General features: G+C 46.3%; 10 protein-coding genes. 4 read left to right on the plus strand and 6 right to left on the minus strand.

From position 1 onward, the window contains the following. The first annotated feature begins 101 nt into the window (after positions 1 to 101). The gene (recQ, locus tag ACLHG7_RS07810; RefSeq protein ID WP_410210487.1) at positions 102 to 2,276 is read left to right on the plus strand and encodes a DNA helicase RecQ; all 2,175 of its coding nucleotides are present in this window, start codon (positions 102 to 104) and stop codon (positions 2,274 to 2,276) included. A gap of 91 nt (positions 2,277 to 2,367) precedes the next feature. Here recQ and ACLHG7_RS07815 read toward each other — a convergent pair whose 3' ends face one another. Then, positions 2,368 to 3,360 (minus strand): putative solute-binding protein, encoded by a 993-nt coding sequence (locus ACLHG7_RS07815; RefSeq protein ID WP_410210488.1) that lies wholly within the window; start codon positions 3,358 to 3,360, stop codon positions 2,368 to 2,370. A gap of 242 nt (positions 3,361 to 3,602) precedes the next feature. Between ACLHG7_RS07815 and ybcJ the strand changes: the two genes are divergently transcribed. From ybcJ to dapE, 3 genes are all read left to right on the plus strand, one after another. Then, positions 3,603 to 3,815, plus strand: coding sequence for a ribosome-associated protein YbcJ (ybcJ, locus tag ACLHG7_RS07820; RefSeq protein ID WP_410210489.1), 213 nt, complete (start codon positions 3,603 to 3,605; stop codon positions 3,813 to 3,815). A 78-nt stretch (positions 3,816 to 3,893) separates the two neighbouring features. Continuing rightward, the gene (locus ACLHG7_RS07825; protein ID WP_410210490.1) at positions 3,894 to 4,517 is read left to right on the plus strand and encodes a hypothetical protein; all 624 of its coding nucleotides are present in this window, start codon (positions 3,894 to 3,896) and stop codon (positions 4,515 to 4,517) included. 30 nt (positions 4,518 to 4,547) lie between these two features. Then, positions 4,548 to 5,675 carry a succinyl-diaminopimelate desuccinylase gene (gene dapE / locus ACLHG7_RS07830; protein ID WP_410210491.1) on the plus strand — a complete coding sequence of 376 codons (1,128 nt, stop codon included), beginning with the start codon at positions 4,548 to 4,550 and terminating at the stop codon, positions 5,673 to 5,675. Positions 5,676 to 5,757: 82 nt separating this feature from the next. Here the strand turns inward: dapE and ACLHG7_RS07835 are convergent, their stop codons facing one another. From ACLHG7_RS07835 to ACLHG7_RS07855, 5 genes are read right to left on the minus strand one after another with little or no spacing between them, the layout of a single operon-like run. Next, on the minus strand, positions 5,758 to 6,252 hold the full coding sequence (locus ACLHG7_RS07835) for a hypothetical protein (protein ID WP_410210492.1): 495 nt from the start codon (positions 6,250 to 6,252) through the stop codon (positions 5,758 to 5,760). A gap of 29 nt (positions 6,253 to 6,281) precedes the next feature. Further along, positions 6,282 to 7,481, minus strand: coding sequence for a chemotaxis protein CheB (locus tag ACLHG7_RS07840; RefSeq protein WP_410210493.1), 1,200 nt, complete (start codon positions 7,479 to 7,481; stop codon positions 6,282 to 6,284). A 14-nt stretch (positions 7,482 to 7,495) separates the two neighbouring features. Then, on the minus strand, positions 7,496 to 14,770 hold the full coding sequence (locus ACLHG7_RS07845; protein ID WP_410210494.1) for an Hpt domain-containing protein: 7,275 nt from the start codon (positions 14,768 to 14,770) through the stop codon (positions 7,496 to 7,498). Next, positions 14,767 to 15,054 carry a hypothetical protein gene (locus ACLHG7_RS07850; protein ID WP_410210495.1) on the minus strand — a complete coding sequence of 96 codons (288 nt, stop codon included), beginning with the start codon at positions 15,052 to 15,054 and terminating at the stop codon, positions 14,767 to 14,769. Before ACLHG7_RS07850 ends, ACLHG7_RS07845 begins: the two co-directional genes overlap by 4 nt. Continuing rightward, positions 15,038 to 15,922, minus strand: a complete 885-nt coding sequence (locus ACLHG7_RS07855) for a CheR family methyltransferase (RefSeq protein WP_410210513.1) — start codon at positions 15,920 to 15,922, stop codon at positions 15,038 to 15,040. Before ACLHG7_RS07855 ends, ACLHG7_RS07850 begins: the two co-directional genes overlap by 17 nt. Positions 15,923 to 15,950: the final 28 nt, after the last annotated feature.

The following is a 15,950-nucleotide window of genomic DNA, read 5'->3' on the forward strand; positions in this document are numbered from 1 at the left end:
ACATACTTAAGACATCATGATTGTGAGATGTTCAGTCCCTTACAATCAGCGTTATACTGAATCATCGCTAAATAGCATCTCATGACCCTTTATAAACGACTATGCCACAGCCCGACTTATCACAAACTTCCGCATTACAGATACTCTCTCAGACTTTCGGCTATGATCATTTTCGCGGTCAACAAGCCCAGATTATCGAAACTGCTGTGCAAGGTAAAAATGCCTTAGTTTTGATGCCCACTGGCGGTGGCAAAAGTGTGTGTTATCAGATTCCAGCGCTACTACGTACAGGCATTACCATAGTCGTATCCCCGCTCATCGCATTGATGAAAGATCAAGTGGATACTTTACGGGAACTGGGCATCCGCGCAGCGTACTTAAATAGTTCTCTGTCCATGAGTGAGCAACGAGATGTCGAGTCTGCACTCCAGCACGGTAATCTGGATTTACTCTATGTCGCTCCCGAGCGACTATTAAGTGAAAGTTTTTTAAACCGCCTTGATCAAACGCAACTGGCTCTATTTGCCATTGATGAAGCGCACTGTGTCAGTCAATGGGGACACGATTTTCGCCCCGAATATCAGCAACTGGGGTTGCTTGCGACACGCTACCCTCACATCCCGCGCATGGCGCTCACCGCAACGGCCGATGAGCGCACCAGAACAGACATTATTCAGGTCTTAAGCCTGCAAAATGCCCCTGTTTTCCTCTCCAGTTTCGATCGTCCCAATATTCGCTATAGCATTGTTGAAAAAGACAATGGACGCAAACAACTGATCGATTTTATCCAGCAGCAGCCCGAAGGCGCGGCAGGCATTGTCTATTGTCTTTCCCGCAAACGCGTTGAGGAAACTGCAGAGTTCTTACAAAGTAAGAACCTTCCTGCCCTTGCCTATCATGCGGGCTTACCTCAAGCCGAACGCGTCAGAGTGCAAGATGAGTTCTTGCTTGAAGAAGGGCGAATTGTTTGCGCGACGGTTGCTTTTGGTATGGGGATTGATAAGCCCAATGTGCGTTTTGTCGCACATTTAGACTTGCCGAAATCCCTTGAAGGCTATTATCAAGAAACGGGTCGTGCCGGACGTGATGGATTACCTTCAGAAGCCTGGATGGCGTATGGACTCGGTGATGTTGTGTCTGTACGCCGTATGCTGGCGATGTCCGATGCACCGCCTGAAGTGAAGCGTATTGAAGCCGGAAAGCTGGATGCGCTCTTGGCTTACTGTGAAACGGCCAGTTGCCGTCGCCAAGTCTTACTCACCTATTTTGGCGAAACAGGTTCACAGCCCTGTGGCAATTGTGATATTTGTCAGAATCCACCCAGCACTTGGAATGCTACGGTTGCCGCTCAAAAAGTCTTGTCTGCCGCAATTCGCACAGGAAATCGCTTTGGCGCGGCTCACCTCGTTGATGTGCTACTGGGCTCAGAGACTGACAAAGTCAAACAGTTTGGACATCATGAATTACCCACCTTTGGTATTGGACAAGACTTGTCCGAAGCAACATGGCGCAATGTGATTAGACAGCTCGTCGCTTTAGGTTATCTGTTGCCGGATTTGGAAGGCTTTGGCGGCTTGATGAGCAGTGAGAAAGCCCGTGACCTACTCAAAGGCAAAGAAACGCTCTGGTTACGGGAACTCCCCGCAGTGAAAGTCAAAGCCTCTCGCCAAGATCGGACATCGCCTAAAGCGGGTGATCTCCCTACTGATGCACAACTCCGCTTTGATGCATTGCGTGCCTTGCGCTTATCCTTTGCGCAAGCTCAGAAAGTCCCTCCCTATATTATTTTTAATGATGCGACCTTGCGCGAGATGGCACTCCTCGACCCAGATACCGCAGAGAAACTTAGACAGATTAGCGGGGTTGGTGAACAGAAACTGGCGCGCTATGGACAAGGTTTTCTGGATCGTTTAAGCGAAGTCCGCTCAGCCCCTACAGATCAACCGATGAACTACCCAGAGCCCGCGCAAGAAAAAGTCGATACATTGACTGCAACCCTTGAACTGGTGAATCGCGGTATGGATCGCGCTCAAATTGCAGAGCACAGAGGTCTTTCTGTTGATACGATCGGCGGGCACTTGCTCAAGCTGTATCATGCCAGCAAGGTGACAAAGCATGAGATTTTGTTTTTAGAATCACATGAGCTCCTTGAGATTCAAAAGACCGCCCAAGAACTTAACCTTAAACCCAAGCAGACTGCCACCAAAGCATTGAAAGAAGCCCTTAATCACCAATATGGGTATGCGGATTTAAATGTGGCACTGTGGTTGTGGTAAAGGTCATACGCTTCTCAACAAAAAGGCCAGAATAAATCTGACCTTTTTGTTGAATTTATTTGAGAGGACCTTAAAAGTCATTCATCAAAGATCACTCATCATTTAATGAACATTCAAAATTGGTTGGCTCCTGTCCACAACGAATTTTTTTCAAAATACTCATCATTTTCTTATTATAGATATCATCACGCGCAAGGCTTAAACGCGCTTCTCTTAAAATTTTGATATAGCCCAATTTGTCATTTGCAGGAAGATCCATCCAATAACGCGCATCGATGCTCTTTTCCACGCGCGCAACTGTTGCCATCTGACGGTCTAACTGTTCAGCAACCCATGTACGACTTTTTTGGCCATAGCCATCAGGAAATTTAGAGGGACGAATCAGAATATCACTGGTCACGTGTGCAACTGGGAAACGTACAATCGCCCCTTTAGTACCAATGCCTTTACTCAGTTCTAACGGTTTAAACGCCATCGCAGGAACAGCAACCACATCCACTTGCCCGTTATTAAACTTCCCACCGATGGAGGTTAAATCAACAGAAACAGGTTGGGCACCAACCTTTTGCACCAGAATATCTTCTGCCTTGTCGTAGTCTAAAACACCAAATCGCTTGCCCATGATTTTAAGCAACGAATTAATGCTCCGATCATTCACGACGATATACGCAGATCCTAGTGTAGAAACCCCTACGACCTCATAACCCTTATTCAGCATATAAGGTGCGACTTTAGGACTCGCCATTAATGCAATGACCGATCTTGCTGCATTATTATTTGGCAAGCCACCAGCCGCATCAATGGAACCCGTAAAGTTATTGAATTGACGCGCGCGTACACCTGTGATCGAAACACCATCACACTGCCCCGCTTTAAAATCTTCTGCTGCAATACGCTCATCGGTGTACGGTTTCAACGTAATATCTGCACCCCACTGTTTTGCAGCAAGCGCATAATCCTTCATCATGGAGTAAATATCGCCTTGCGTTCCGAGCGGATCAAAAACACAGACCTTTTGTGCATATGAGGAAGTTGCGAGGGTCAACAATGCCGCACCGGCAAAAAACTTGAATGGAGCCGTCATGAAAAATTCCTTTTATAAAAATCGCATATCTTCGAACAATCCTTGCCCGATAATAGATGCATCATCGTTTTTGCATCATGCAAACTATCAATACACATCATAAAACAACTCGGGGGTGTAGGAACAGAACTAGATGATCTTTTTTATAGATATCGGCCATATCAATTTAAAGCGGATAATTTCGCATAAATTGGCGGAACTGCTCTAAAATAAGCTAGACCGTTTAATTTAAAACTTATTTTATGAATACTTTTCACCTCGAAGGACGCTCACACGTCACCCTCAGCAATCTTTTGAAAATTGAAGGCTGGTGTGAAAGTGGCGCTGCTGCAAAACATGCCATTGACGAAGGCCGAGTCACGGTTGATGGACAAGTCGAACTGCGCAAACGTAATAAGATTGTCGCTAATCAAGTCGTCCGCTTTGCTGGTAACACAATTAAAGTTGTTGAATAATTTTTTTGATTGACGCCTTACTCGGCATAGAATAGTGTAGCCCTACAATTCCAGTGCGTACGTCGGTACGCCACTCTTATGTCCTATCGCTATATTGTTTCAAAAAAATCCTTCTTTTCTACCCTTACTAATGCCGCAGGAATGCTTGATAGCTTAGGAAGATTTTCTTCTCCTCAGCCTTTTACTAATCGATATCGGCTTTATACTATTCGAAGCTATAGCAAAGCTAATCCAGAGTTGTGGTTTAAGCAAACCTACATTCCTGACATTGCCGACTGGATGATCGGTTTAGAAAACGATCCATATACTGATTTAAAACCCGAATTTAGACTTACAAAATCAGACGTGTCGATATCCATTCGATCGGATCGCTTTATCAATGCCGAATCTTTTATCAAAACACAATTGAATACAGGACTTATTAAATTAGTGCCTGAAGCGGACCAGCGAGAGCGGTTCGAACACTCTAATGCGCTTGTTGCATGGAAAGTCTCTGACCAACTGATGTTCATGAGCGATGAGTGGAAATGGAATCTTCCAGCATGGTATATTTCGCTGAAAACGGCACGCTATGAATCACATATCATGTGCATCGCGATGAAATTCGGTTTAGTTTTTATAGACTTTTACTACCCAACAGCCAATCATACGCTCAATAAAGAAAGTCCTCGTGCACAGATTAATGTTACCCATTTACACTAAAATATAGCATCCTCAGAAAAGAAAATACTTATGTCCGCAACTTTAGATTTAACTCTTGACCTTATCCGCCGTCCTTCCGTCACGCCAATCGATGCAGACTGTCAAACCATCATGGCCGAGCGGCTTGCCAAGATTGGCTTTCATATAGAAAAGATGCGTTTTGGTGATGTCGATAATCTATGGGCAAGACGTGGAACGGAAGGACCGCTATTTTGCTTTGCAGGACATACTGATGTTGTGCCCACAGGTGACTTAGGGAAATGGTCATCTGCACCATTTCTGCCTGAAATTCGTGATGGACAGTTGTATGGTCGCGGTACTGCTGATATGAAAAGTGCGTTGGCAGCGATGGTCGTTGCCTGTGAACGCTTTGTTGAAGCACACCCAACACACGACGGCTCCATAGCCTTCTTGATCACCAGCGATGAAGAAGGCCCTTCAATCAACGGTACGGTCAAAGTGATTGAAACACTGGAAGCACGTCAGGAAAAGATCACATGGTGCCTCGTCGGTGAGCCGTCTAGTACGAAAACACTGGGTGACGTCATCAAAAATGGTCGTCGCGGCTCATTGAATGGCATTTTGACGATTCATGGCAAGCAAGGTCATGTCGCCTACCCTCACCTTGCCGATAATCCCATCCACCGTGCAGCACCTGCCATCACAGATTTAAGCCGTGAGGTTTGGGATCAGGGTAATGCCTTCTTTCCAGCAACTACCTTTCAGATTTCAAATATTGCAGCGGGCACGGGCGCCAATAATGTGATTCCCGCGGATATTGAAATTGTCTTTAACTTCCGTTTTTCAACCGAAGTCACCGCAGAGCAGCTCAAGGCCCGTACGCATTCGATTCTCGATCAGCATGGCTTAAAGTACACCTTGAACTGGTCGCTATCAGGATTGCCTTTCCTAACCGCAGAAGGTGAGCTCGTTGCCGCCGCACAAACGGCGATTCGCGATATCGCAGGGGTAGAAACAGAGCTGTCAACCAGTGGCGGTACCAGCGATGGTCGTTTTATTGCACCGACCGGTGCTCAAGTTTTAGAACTAGGTGTATTGAATGCAACAATCCATCAAATTGATGAACGCGTCGATGTCGCGTCCCTAGAACCCTTAACGGATATTTATCAGCGTATCTTAGTTGAACTGCTCACTTAGGCCATTTAAAGATATAAAAAAAGCCGGATGATTATTCGGCTTTTTTTTATATAAGAACATTCAGCATCATTGAATATATGGCTTAAACAGTTATCCCTTCTTTGAGCCCGCGCTCAATTAACTCTAAATCGGGAATCAACCACACTTGGTCTTCGTGCTGTACATACTGATAAACGACATGATTGGCCGCATGTTTCGCTAGAGCATCACTCACCGAATCAATATCTTTCATCGCGGAAATTCGGATCTTGCGCGCTTCAGGTGCAGCGGTCAGTGCAAAGGCATATTGCAAGTGATCCTCCATACCTTCAATAACCAATGCATGTGTTTTTTTCGCAGTAGATACAGAAACGAGAGGGATGTTTTTTCCCTGCCAGACCAGATGCTTTTGATTCGCCTGGGCAACGTCAAGCTCAATAATTTCAAGAACCAATGACTGGGGTAATACGCAGAGAATTCCGTCATCAAGTGCAAGCACATAAAGTTCAAGCGTGCCCGAAGTGGTAATCAAACTCATGGTTTGATTAAAATTCTGCCCTTGCGCTGATTTACTTCCAGCGGATTTCATCTCATTCATTATCGACTTCCTTGATAAACCACTCCAATTCAATCAATGGAAATGGATTGCTCACTAATAAACTGTTGTAAATGCTCGGCTAAAATTTCTGGTGTCCCATTAAAACTGACTTTGCCAGAGGCGCGTACATGATCGGGCTGGCTTGCACAAACACAAGATGATGCTGTTTGTGCCCAGATTACGCCGTGCACACTTTGAACGTCATCTACCGCATCACTGCCATCATCTCCCATGCCACTAAAGACGATCGTCATTAACCGTGAACCAAACGCTTCCGCAGCACGTCGCATGACCTCGTTAATCGATGGCTGATAATGCCCAGGCCACGGTTCATATTTCACGGGATCAGACTCAATTTGCTCAAAAGCGAATACTTCACCATTGGCCCCAAAATCAATTTGACGCGCTGCTGGTACTAAAAGTACGTGGCCCGCCTTCAGAAATAAACTCGGCTGCAATGATCCACTTTGCTCAGTAAAACTTTGCTCAGTATCAAACTGCCATGCATTATGACGACTTAAAACACGGGGTAATACTGACTGCATATTCGGATCGATATGCTGCACAAGGATAAAAGTCACGGGTACACTAACCGGTACGCGGTCAAGAAAACGCTTCACTGCCTCAGGTCCACCCATTGAGGCGGCTAAAATACAGACATATTGCCAGTCTGTTGATCCAGTATGATTCAGTTCACCTGTAGAATCACTGGCATGAGCATGCCCCTGATTTTTGGAATGACTGGGTACATGGACCTGTCCATGACTATTCATATGACGTGAAGGGCGGTCTTCCGCTCCCTCCATGATTACGAGTTGCGGCTCAACCTCACGCGATAATTCAACGATTCTTTGCTGTACGATCTCAGCCTCAGGCTCAAGTTCAATAATTTCTGTCAGTAAAGGCGGTGCATCACCCAAAAACTTAATGACCTTTTCACTTAGGGTTTTAACCCAATGTGCATAAGCTTTTTGATGGACGGGTGAAGGTGCTCGAGTAATTCCGATCATCAGCGGCGCATCGTCACCAATCATATCTAAAACGTAATCATCATGCTCCACATCCAAAAGCCATAAGCTAGGGAGTAGATGACAGTGTTCAGGCTTTAGGCGATTGGAATGAATATTATGGAGTACATCAAACCCACACTGCATCATAGCATCAGCCAAAGCAATTCGTTGTAGCGGATTGTCCGCTACAATAAAAAGCTGTGGTGAATCCGCATGCATCTTCAATACTCCAACTAAGCTATCGTATGAACTGACTGTGACTCAGCCAAAAGCTCAGCGATGTTCTCAAGCAGAATCTGCTCTTGGAACGGTTTGCCCATATAGCCATTCACACCCGCACTAAAAGCACGCTCACGGTGTTTTTCTCCCGTCCGTGACGTGATCATGATGATGGGCAGCTCCGACAACCGTGGATTATGACGAACTAGGTTTGCCACTTCAAAACCATCCATACGTGGCATTTCAATATCTAGCAGCATCAGATCTGGATGGACTTCTTCAAGCTTACTAATCGCATCGACGCCATCTTTGGCTTGTACGACTTGATAGCCCTGGCGTTCAAGCAGACGTGTTGTAACCTTACGCACAGTCACAGAATCATCGACAACCATAATGACTTTCTTCTGTTGCACAGAGGCCGACGACGTTTCAACCACTTCACGAGTTGTTGTGGTATTCATGCGGGGCTGGCTGGCAGCAATACGCGCAAGCGCGGCAAGATCAAGAATAATAACGACTGAACCATCACCCAGAATCGTCGCACCAGAGATACTGCTGACACTCGCGAGTTGTAAACCAACGGGCTTAATCACAATCTCTTCACGTGATCCCACTAATTGGTCGACTTGAATCGCAACTTGCTGACCTTCGTATTTCACAATCAATAACGGTAATGGAAGAATCTGCCCATACAAGGTCGGTGATGCCTGACCACCGATCAACTCACCCAGATAACGCAAGCGATAAGGCTTACCTGAAAAATCAAATAGCTCTTGTTGAGAACCATAGAATTTTGCCAGTTCATCTGGACTTACACGGACAATACGTTCAATTTGCGACAAGGAAATAGCAAAGATACGATCGCCAACGCGTACACGCAGTGCATCAGTCACAGCAACGGTTAAAGGTAAACGTAACGTAAATGTCGTTCCCTGCCCTTCAACGGAGTCAACAGTCACTACACCACCCAACTGACGGATCTCGCTTTGGACGACATCCATGCCCACACCGCGACCCGAAATTTGAGTCACCTGCTTGGCTGTGGAAAGACCGGCATGGAAAATTAACTGCATGATTTCATGTTCAGTCAATTCAGCTGAAGCATTAATAATGCCACGTTCAATCGCCCGATTTCGTACTGCCTCAACGTGAATCCCTGCGCCATCGTCTTGTAGCGTTAGAATGACCTCACTGCCTTCACGTTGTACTGACAACGTAATGGTGCCTTTCTCTGACTTTTTCTGTTTGATCCGGTCATCCGCAGATTCCAAACCATGATCAACCGCATTACGCAACATGTGTTCCAGAGGCGCAATCATCCGCTCCAGTACACTACGGTCCAGCTCACCTTCCGCATTTTGGATAACCAGATTAACTGACTTACCCAGCTCAGTTGCGGTCTGACGTACAACACGCTGCAATCGAGGAACCAGACGTGAGAAAGGTACCAGACGTGAGCTCATTAAGCCTTCCTGCAACTCTGATTGAATTCGAGATTGTTGCAGCAGTAAGCTTTCTGAATCCCGTGCTTTTTCAACAAGGGTATTTTTAAAATCAAGTAAGTCAGAAACCGATTCCGCCAACGACTTGGACAGCTGATTGATGGATGAGTATTGATCCATTTCCAGCGGGTCAAAGTCTTGATATTGACCACTGGAGAGCGATCCTAAATCTTCTTGGTGGCGCGCGATAATCTGAGACTCAAGCTCGCCATCCATCCGACGCAGTTGCTCAGCAATCCGCTTAATCGTGGCGCCCATTTCGTCAACGATCTGAGCGACTCCGGTGAGTCCCATTTCAATTCGCGCGCGGTTAATGGCATTTTCACCCACAAGATTGATCATCTTGTCCATTAGATTTGCGGAAACACGCACCATTTCTGATGACGAGACATCTAAGGTATCCAGTTTTGGAAAAGCCCCTTCGATTGGCGGTAAATCGGCTACTACACCACTATTCACTTTTGGTTCAGTAACAACGTGATCCGTCATGGATACTTTCAATGAAGCAACTGGCTCATCCGTGCGTACGTCAGCCTGAACATCATGGACATCGGCCTGAAGAACTTCAATCTTCGTACCAACCAGTGATGCTGGATTCTTACGGAATAAGCGTAACGCATCAATCAGTACTTGCGGGGTTTGAGGACGTTCACCACGGTCAAGGATCGTAACCGAATCCGCTAACCAGTCATGGCTTTGATTCAGAAGCTGGCCAATCTCAAGCGTGACTGGCGTCTTACCTAAAGCAAGATCCTCGTAAACAAACTCCATCTCGTGGGATAAGTCTCCGAGCGCAGTGACGCCCGCCATCCGCGCGCCGCCTTTAAACGTATGCAGATTACGCTGTAGCTCTTTCAACAATGACTTACTTTTTGGGTTGTCTTGTGCCTGACCCGACTCTGGGGACACGAGCGTAAGCCATTCAGTCAATTGCAGACTGGTCTGATTAATAATCTCTGCCGCTTCATCCAGAAAAATCTCGAGAACTTCTGGATCGGGTGCACTTCCTTCGTCCCATGCTTCTGCAAGCACTTGCATTTGACCCAAGCGTGGCGTCTCATCAACAGGCTTCATAACTGCCGGTACACTAGACGCTTTAGGGGCAGTTTTTGTAGAAGGTGTAACTTCAGGATTCGGTCTAACGACCGAGGCCACTTTTGATGCGACAGCAGAAACAACAGAAGCAACTATGGAGGGCTTTGCCGCAGTCGATTCAACCGGTTTCGGCGTTTCTTTTTCAGCAGCAGGCTCGTGCGATACAGCCACTTCTTGGACTTTAGATTCAGCTCCAGTGCTGTGGACTGGGATATCACTTGAAACTTCCTGCTTTTGAGTACCACCTAAACGGATCAATTCCAGCAGATCAAAATAGTCCTGTAAAACCTGCTCATTAGAGGACTTGATATATTCCTGTAATGTACGAGTTTCCGTCGGTGTAAAAAATGAATGCTGAAGCTGACTCAATTGGTCAACTTGTTGCGCCACCTGATCTTGTGCATGGCGTAAGAACTTCACAAGGATGTCCGAACTTTGAGTACGACCTTCAACCAAACGCTCATAAACCGTTTCAAGCTCGTGAGTGTAATCGCCCAAGCTCTGCACGCGTCCCATGCGCGCGCCACCTTTCAAGGTGTGCAAGTGACGTTGTAATGCTTTTAGTGGGGCGCTGTCACTTGGACTAGCAGCCCATAAGGAGAAACTTTCATCAATTTCCTGAATGAGCTCTTCAGCCTCTTCCATGAAAATCTCAAGCAATTCCGGATCATTTTCCTGATCAACGGGGTATTCTAAACTGGCAGCGACGCTAGATTGAGATTCTGTTGCAGCATCAGACAATACTTCCGTTGAAGCTTCAACAAGCTGATTCGGCTCAGGTAATTTAGGAAAATCTTGCGATTTTATCGCCTCTGCAGGCACATCCACTTTTCTTTGCCAATCGCGAAGCACATCAAGTACGTCAGACTCAGATTGCACCTCTTGACTTGCAGCAAGAGAGTCAAACATCCGTGTCAGAGTTCCATGCGCAGAAAGTAAATCATCAATCAATGCCTGAGGTGCGGCATCAACGATTGCAGGATAATCCTTTAAATGCTTGTAGGTCTGGTACAGCTCGATCACTAAGTCATTCAAAGGGGCAATGGGCACATGTACCACTGCTGAAGCCAAATGCTCTAACTGCTCATTCATAATGGCAATATAGGTGAGCGTATCGGGCTTTGAAAAATGATCTCTTAACGTCCACTCGGCATCCAGTACCTCATCGATTCCGATATCCATCAGCTCTGTGACTAGACCGGTGAAGACTGGGCTCGCCTCCCCAGCATGATCCTTTTGAGGACTCATCGCTTCAACATGATCAATAAAGGCGAGGCCCGTTGCATCGAGCTCAGGTATATGAGCAGATTTCAGCATCGACAACTGTGTATTGGTCAAACGAACCAACTCAATTAATGCATCGATATGATCATCATTAATCGGCAGATGCTCGCGCATCAAGCGCTTGCACTCATGCTCCATCACATGCGCAAGTTGATAAATGGATTCAATCCCTGTCATACCCGCACTGCCACGCAGCGTGTGTAATGCACGCAGCAACACATCACTCACCATGACTTGATCAGAATGTGCACTCATGGCTTGCATCGCAAACTGCTGAATATCGTGCAGATAGCCTTCGGCCTCCCCGACAAAGATCTCTAATAATTGTGGATCTAACTCATCAATAGAGATCTCTTCCGCCACAATGGCCGATGGAGTCACCTGTGCAGGAGGAGTTTGTAATGGGACTTCCGACTGAGCTTCAGAATCACTTAACAAGGCAGCCATTTGATCAAAGTCAGTACTCGTCGCAGTATCATCATCCAGCTCATCTGCCGATTGATCAACAGCATTTAAAACTGCAGATTGAACTTGTCCTGAACTTAAGGCGTGGCCATCACGTAATAGCCATGCCGCCTGAACAATCGGCAGAACGTTGATGCTTGGTGCACGCTGTGCAGAGAAGTCTTTAACCAGGTCAGGAATCAGAGCAATCACTTCGCCTAATAGCATTACCATGCTTTGATTCGCAGTGACGGTATGCTCACGGACGGCATTCAAGAGGCGCTCTATGGACCAAGACAACTCCCCAATCACATGAGCACCAACCATACGCCCCGAGCCTTTCAGGGTATGAAAGCTACGACGGATAATTTCAAGTGCCGATTGATTATCAAAATTGACTGCCCATAAAGGAAATTGCTCGGCGACCTCCTGCAGAACTTCCTCAGCCTCTTCTAAGAAAATTTCACGAACGGCATCATCATCACCAAAATAACTCACCAGATCATCCCTTGGGATCACTTGCGGAGCATGGCTATTCAACAAGGCCAACGGCAACGCTTCTTTCTTAAAGCGTGCACTCGACTTGGATACTACATTCTGAGGCTCAGGCTCAGCAACGGGGGCTTGGATGGCTGGCGTATTCTCTTTAGATTGATCTTCTGACAAAGATTCATCTGTAGATAAACTCTCATCCAATAAGAACTCATCTTCATCAGCAACAATTGCTTTGACTTGTCCTTGACTTGGCACTTGACGCTGTGTCAACACCTCAGCAGTTTGTATAGCGCCTAAAACGTGATGAATGATTTCAGCACTATTCAAACGCTTATTCGTATAACTGGTCACCAAAACTGGTAGGGTTTTGTACACATCATCAATCAACTGTGTGGCTTGATGGGAAGGCTCAATACTGCCCTCCAGAATCCGATTAAGCAAATTCTCGATAGACCACGCCAACTCGCCAACTGTACGTGCTCCAACCATACGACCCGACCCTTTTAGGGTATGAAATGCACGGCGCACTTCTTTAAGGGCATTTTCATTTTTAAAATCAAGCTTCCATTTGGGATAATGGACCGCGATGCTATCCAACACTTCATGGGCTTCTTCAATGAAAATGCTGCGAATTTCATCATCTTGACCAAAATCATCCTTATATGGATTTGGAGGAATCATAGTTTCATTGGCGACATCGGCATGGATATCATCAAGGCCGAAATCCTGACCGCTAGACGTCGCAGCAAGATGATTTGCTGCAGCACCAATGTCCTCAAGAACAACATTTTTCTGCGCATCAGAAGTTAATCCGTTCTCTAATTCTGGATTAAAGAGCGTATCGCCTTGCTCCTCGACAAAACCCAGCATCGCAAGCGTGGTTTCATCGTGATACAACTTTGCACCACCAACGGGTACAGGTTCAGCCTGACCTTGAGGCTGTTTAAATTCCGCCAAAGTTTTCTCAGCGACGTCAAGAATGCTTTCATCTTGATAATGTCCTGCGAGTTGATCCAGATAATATTCAATGGAAGAAACCAGCTCCGCCAACAAATCAACCTGCCGCCAATGCGGTTTGTAACCTACGACCAAAACAGTGGTTTGTATTGCAGAAACTGACGCAGACAATAGATTTGCAGCACGGGACAGGCCCAGTATTTCAAAAGCCCCGCGAACCAGGCCAAGCAATTCAGGCACTGGTTCTAAAGCGTCAACATCACCGCGGCTCTGATGATAGATGGCCAGTACAGACTTGGTCTTTTCAAGAGCAGCTCGTGACTCACGAACAGCGGCATGGCGGGCATTGTCCACCAAACTCTCATCGGAAACCGGACTGGATAGCACGGTCAAATCAATCGTGCGCTGTAATTGATCTGCAAACGCGGTAAGGTCAAGTGCAAGACCCTTAATCACTGCCTCATCAGACACATATTTAGCCAGCAGTGCATCCAATTGTGTCTGTGCATCGAGTGCAAGACTGGTCCAACCAGAGACATGAAGCAAACGAATAGATTCGCGAAGCGCAATGGCTGCTGTATCTCGATTAACCGATAAGCCTTCACGTGCATTCACCACCTGTCTGAGAGCTGAATCTAACAACAGGTGAGATGTTCCCTGATCCGCAGGTAACTCCATACCATAGAGCTGACGCAACTGTTGCACTCGTGGATCGCTCACCTGCTTGGGATCAAGCGCTTGTAGCAAATCCCCTAAGAGCAACTCTTCATCTTCAGCATGGGTACGGTCAAGTGGGACTAATGATCGTTCGAGTCGGATAAGCAAAGACCGCAGTTCATCATGATTCTGCAACTGCCCTGCAACTATCGCCTGATGGAACACATCAGCAACTTGCCATAATGCCGCTTGCTGTTTAGTTTGGGCACTCTGTTGAAGTAAACCTGCGACACGAGCCAATCCTTGCAAAACAGGAACAGACTGATCTCCTGCCAGCCATAGACTGAGAAAATGTTGGTAGGCTTGTGTCAGTTTGGTTTGAATTTCTAGACTTTGTGGCTGGACTACAAACTGCTCATCTAACAGAGAAAAGTCAGGCTTAAATTTTGCGTGACTGACAAGTGACACCGCATCAGCCGAGCGATGAATCAACAGCTTATTGATACCATCTACTTGTGCGAAGAGCGCAACACTCCGACTACTCTTCGTCCGTTGTAAGTGATCAAGCTCTTCAGTGAGCAGCGCAACCGATTCATTCATGACAGATTGAATACTTAAAAAAGAAATGCGACCTGATATCGCACTATCCAGTGCCCTTTCCAAGGTTTCGGATAATAGTAATGTATCATCCAACTGAGCCATGTGCAGTGTTCCACTGACTTGATGCAGGCCATTAAATGCATCGATTAATGCCTGTGGCGTAGCATCACGTAACGCAGAATGCACTTGAGCTAACGTTTCATCAAGTGCATCTTTAACCCAATCGAGGGCGATATAAGGCTGCTGAAGACTCATAATGTTTTGCTCTTGATGCGATTCGCCGCTGATAACACCAAATCTACTGCCTGATTGCGCAGGGTTTCACGATGATCGAAACAATGATTAGATGGGTGATGAATAATAATATTAGTCACATTAAACATTGATTTTAATCTTTGTTTTATATAATTTTTCTGAGTATAAGCCGTATAAAAAATCGATCGCATATTGAGCATTATCGTTTGTAAAGTCATCAAGAGAATTCGCCCAACCCCCATGCCAGCATACATCATGCTGACATCCCTATTTAATTCGTTCATATGCCAACGTCCCTGCATGTTTAATTCTCATCATGGCCGGATGATCCCAATCCGCCATCTCCCCAGGTCCAAGTACCAGCAGCCCGCCAATCTCTAAACGTTGCACCAACGCATCCAAAATATCTCGACGATCAAACTGGCGAAAATAAATCAAAACATTCTGGCAAAAAATGACCTGCAAACGCCGAAAGGGTACATGCCCACTGTCCATCAAATTCAAGCGATGAAAAAAAACATGTTCCCGCAGTGCATTACTGACTTGCCAATCCTGCCGTGAAAGCGCAAATAAATGCGCGACCGTTGCCTGTGTCGACTCTGGTAACGCAACACAAAACTGACGATAAAGCGCAGGTATCCTTTCAGACTTACGCCAAGAGTAACGCCCAACTTGTGCTGTCGCGAGTGCCGCATCACTGATGTCACTTGCCATCACACTATAGCCCTGCGTGACATGTGCCTCGGCAAGCATCGCGAGTGACCATGTTTCCTCGCCTGTCGCACAGCCCACACTCCAAATATGCACAACCCCCTTAAACAAAGGCAGCCTCTGCTCAAGAAGTTCAAATGAAGGTAAATGGCGAAAGAAAGCTGTTTCATGAACCACTAAATCTTCCACTAAACGCTGCCACTCTACCGCACTGGTTTGAACATACTGATAATAAGATGCTGAACTGAGATCGCATATCCGCATACGATCCCCGACACGCAGCTCAAACAAACCCCGTTGAATATCAGGTAGAACCATGCCTATCCGTGACTCAATCAACGAGCGCCAGAGTGCGTATTGCTCATCATCAAACTTTTCCCGAGCAGACCCAACAGCATGGCTGGGCTGAATGCTGAGGTTGGTCATTGCTGGCGTCATCATTGTTTTCACAAGTTAAGCCATCCACACA

Source organism: Aquirhabdus sp., assembly GCF_046462495.1.
Taxonomy (GTDB): Bacteria; Pseudomonadota; Gammaproteobacteria; order Pseudomonadales; family Moraxellaceae; genus Aquirhabdus.

Coding starts and splice junctions, on each gene's coding strand:
- ACLHG7_RS07850 (WP_410210495.1), bottom strand. CDS start 15,054: ATGAACGAATTAAATAGGGATGTCAGCATGATGTATGCTGGCATGGGG.
- ACLHG7_RS07845 (WP_410210494.1), bottom strand. CDS start 14,770: ATGAGTCTTCAGCAGCCTTATATCGCCCTCGATTGGGTTAAAGATGCA.
- ACLHG7_RS07855 (WP_410210513.1), bottom strand. CDS start 15,922: ATGATGACGCCAGCAATGACCAACCTCAGCATTCAGCCCAGCCATGCT.
- ACLHG7_RS07825 (WP_410210490.1), top strand. CDS start 3,894: ATGTCCTATCGCTATATTGTTTCAAAAAAATCCTTCTTTTCTACCCTT.
- ACLHG7_RS07815 (WP_410210488.1), bottom strand. CDS start 3,360: ATGACGGCTCCATTCAAGTTTTTTGCCGGTGCGGCATTGTTGACCCTC.
- ACLHG7_RS07840 (WP_410210493.1), bottom strand. CDS start 7,481: ATGCATGCGGATTCACCACAGCTTTTTATTGTAGCGGACAATCCGCTA.
- ybcJ (WP_410210489.1), top strand. CDS start 3,603: ATGAATACTTTTCACCTCGAAGGACGCTCACACGTCACCCTCAGCAAT.
- ACLHG7_RS07835 (WP_410210492.1), bottom strand. CDS start 6,252: ATGAATGAGATGAAATCCGCTGGAAGTAAATCAGCGCAAGGGCAGAAT.
- recQ (WP_410210487.1), top strand. CDS start 102: ATGCCACAGCCCGACTTATCACAAACTTCCGCATTACAGATACTCTCT.
- dapE (WP_410210491.1), top strand. CDS start 4,548: ATGTCCGCAACTTTAGATTTAACTCTTGACCTTATCCGCCGTCCTTCC.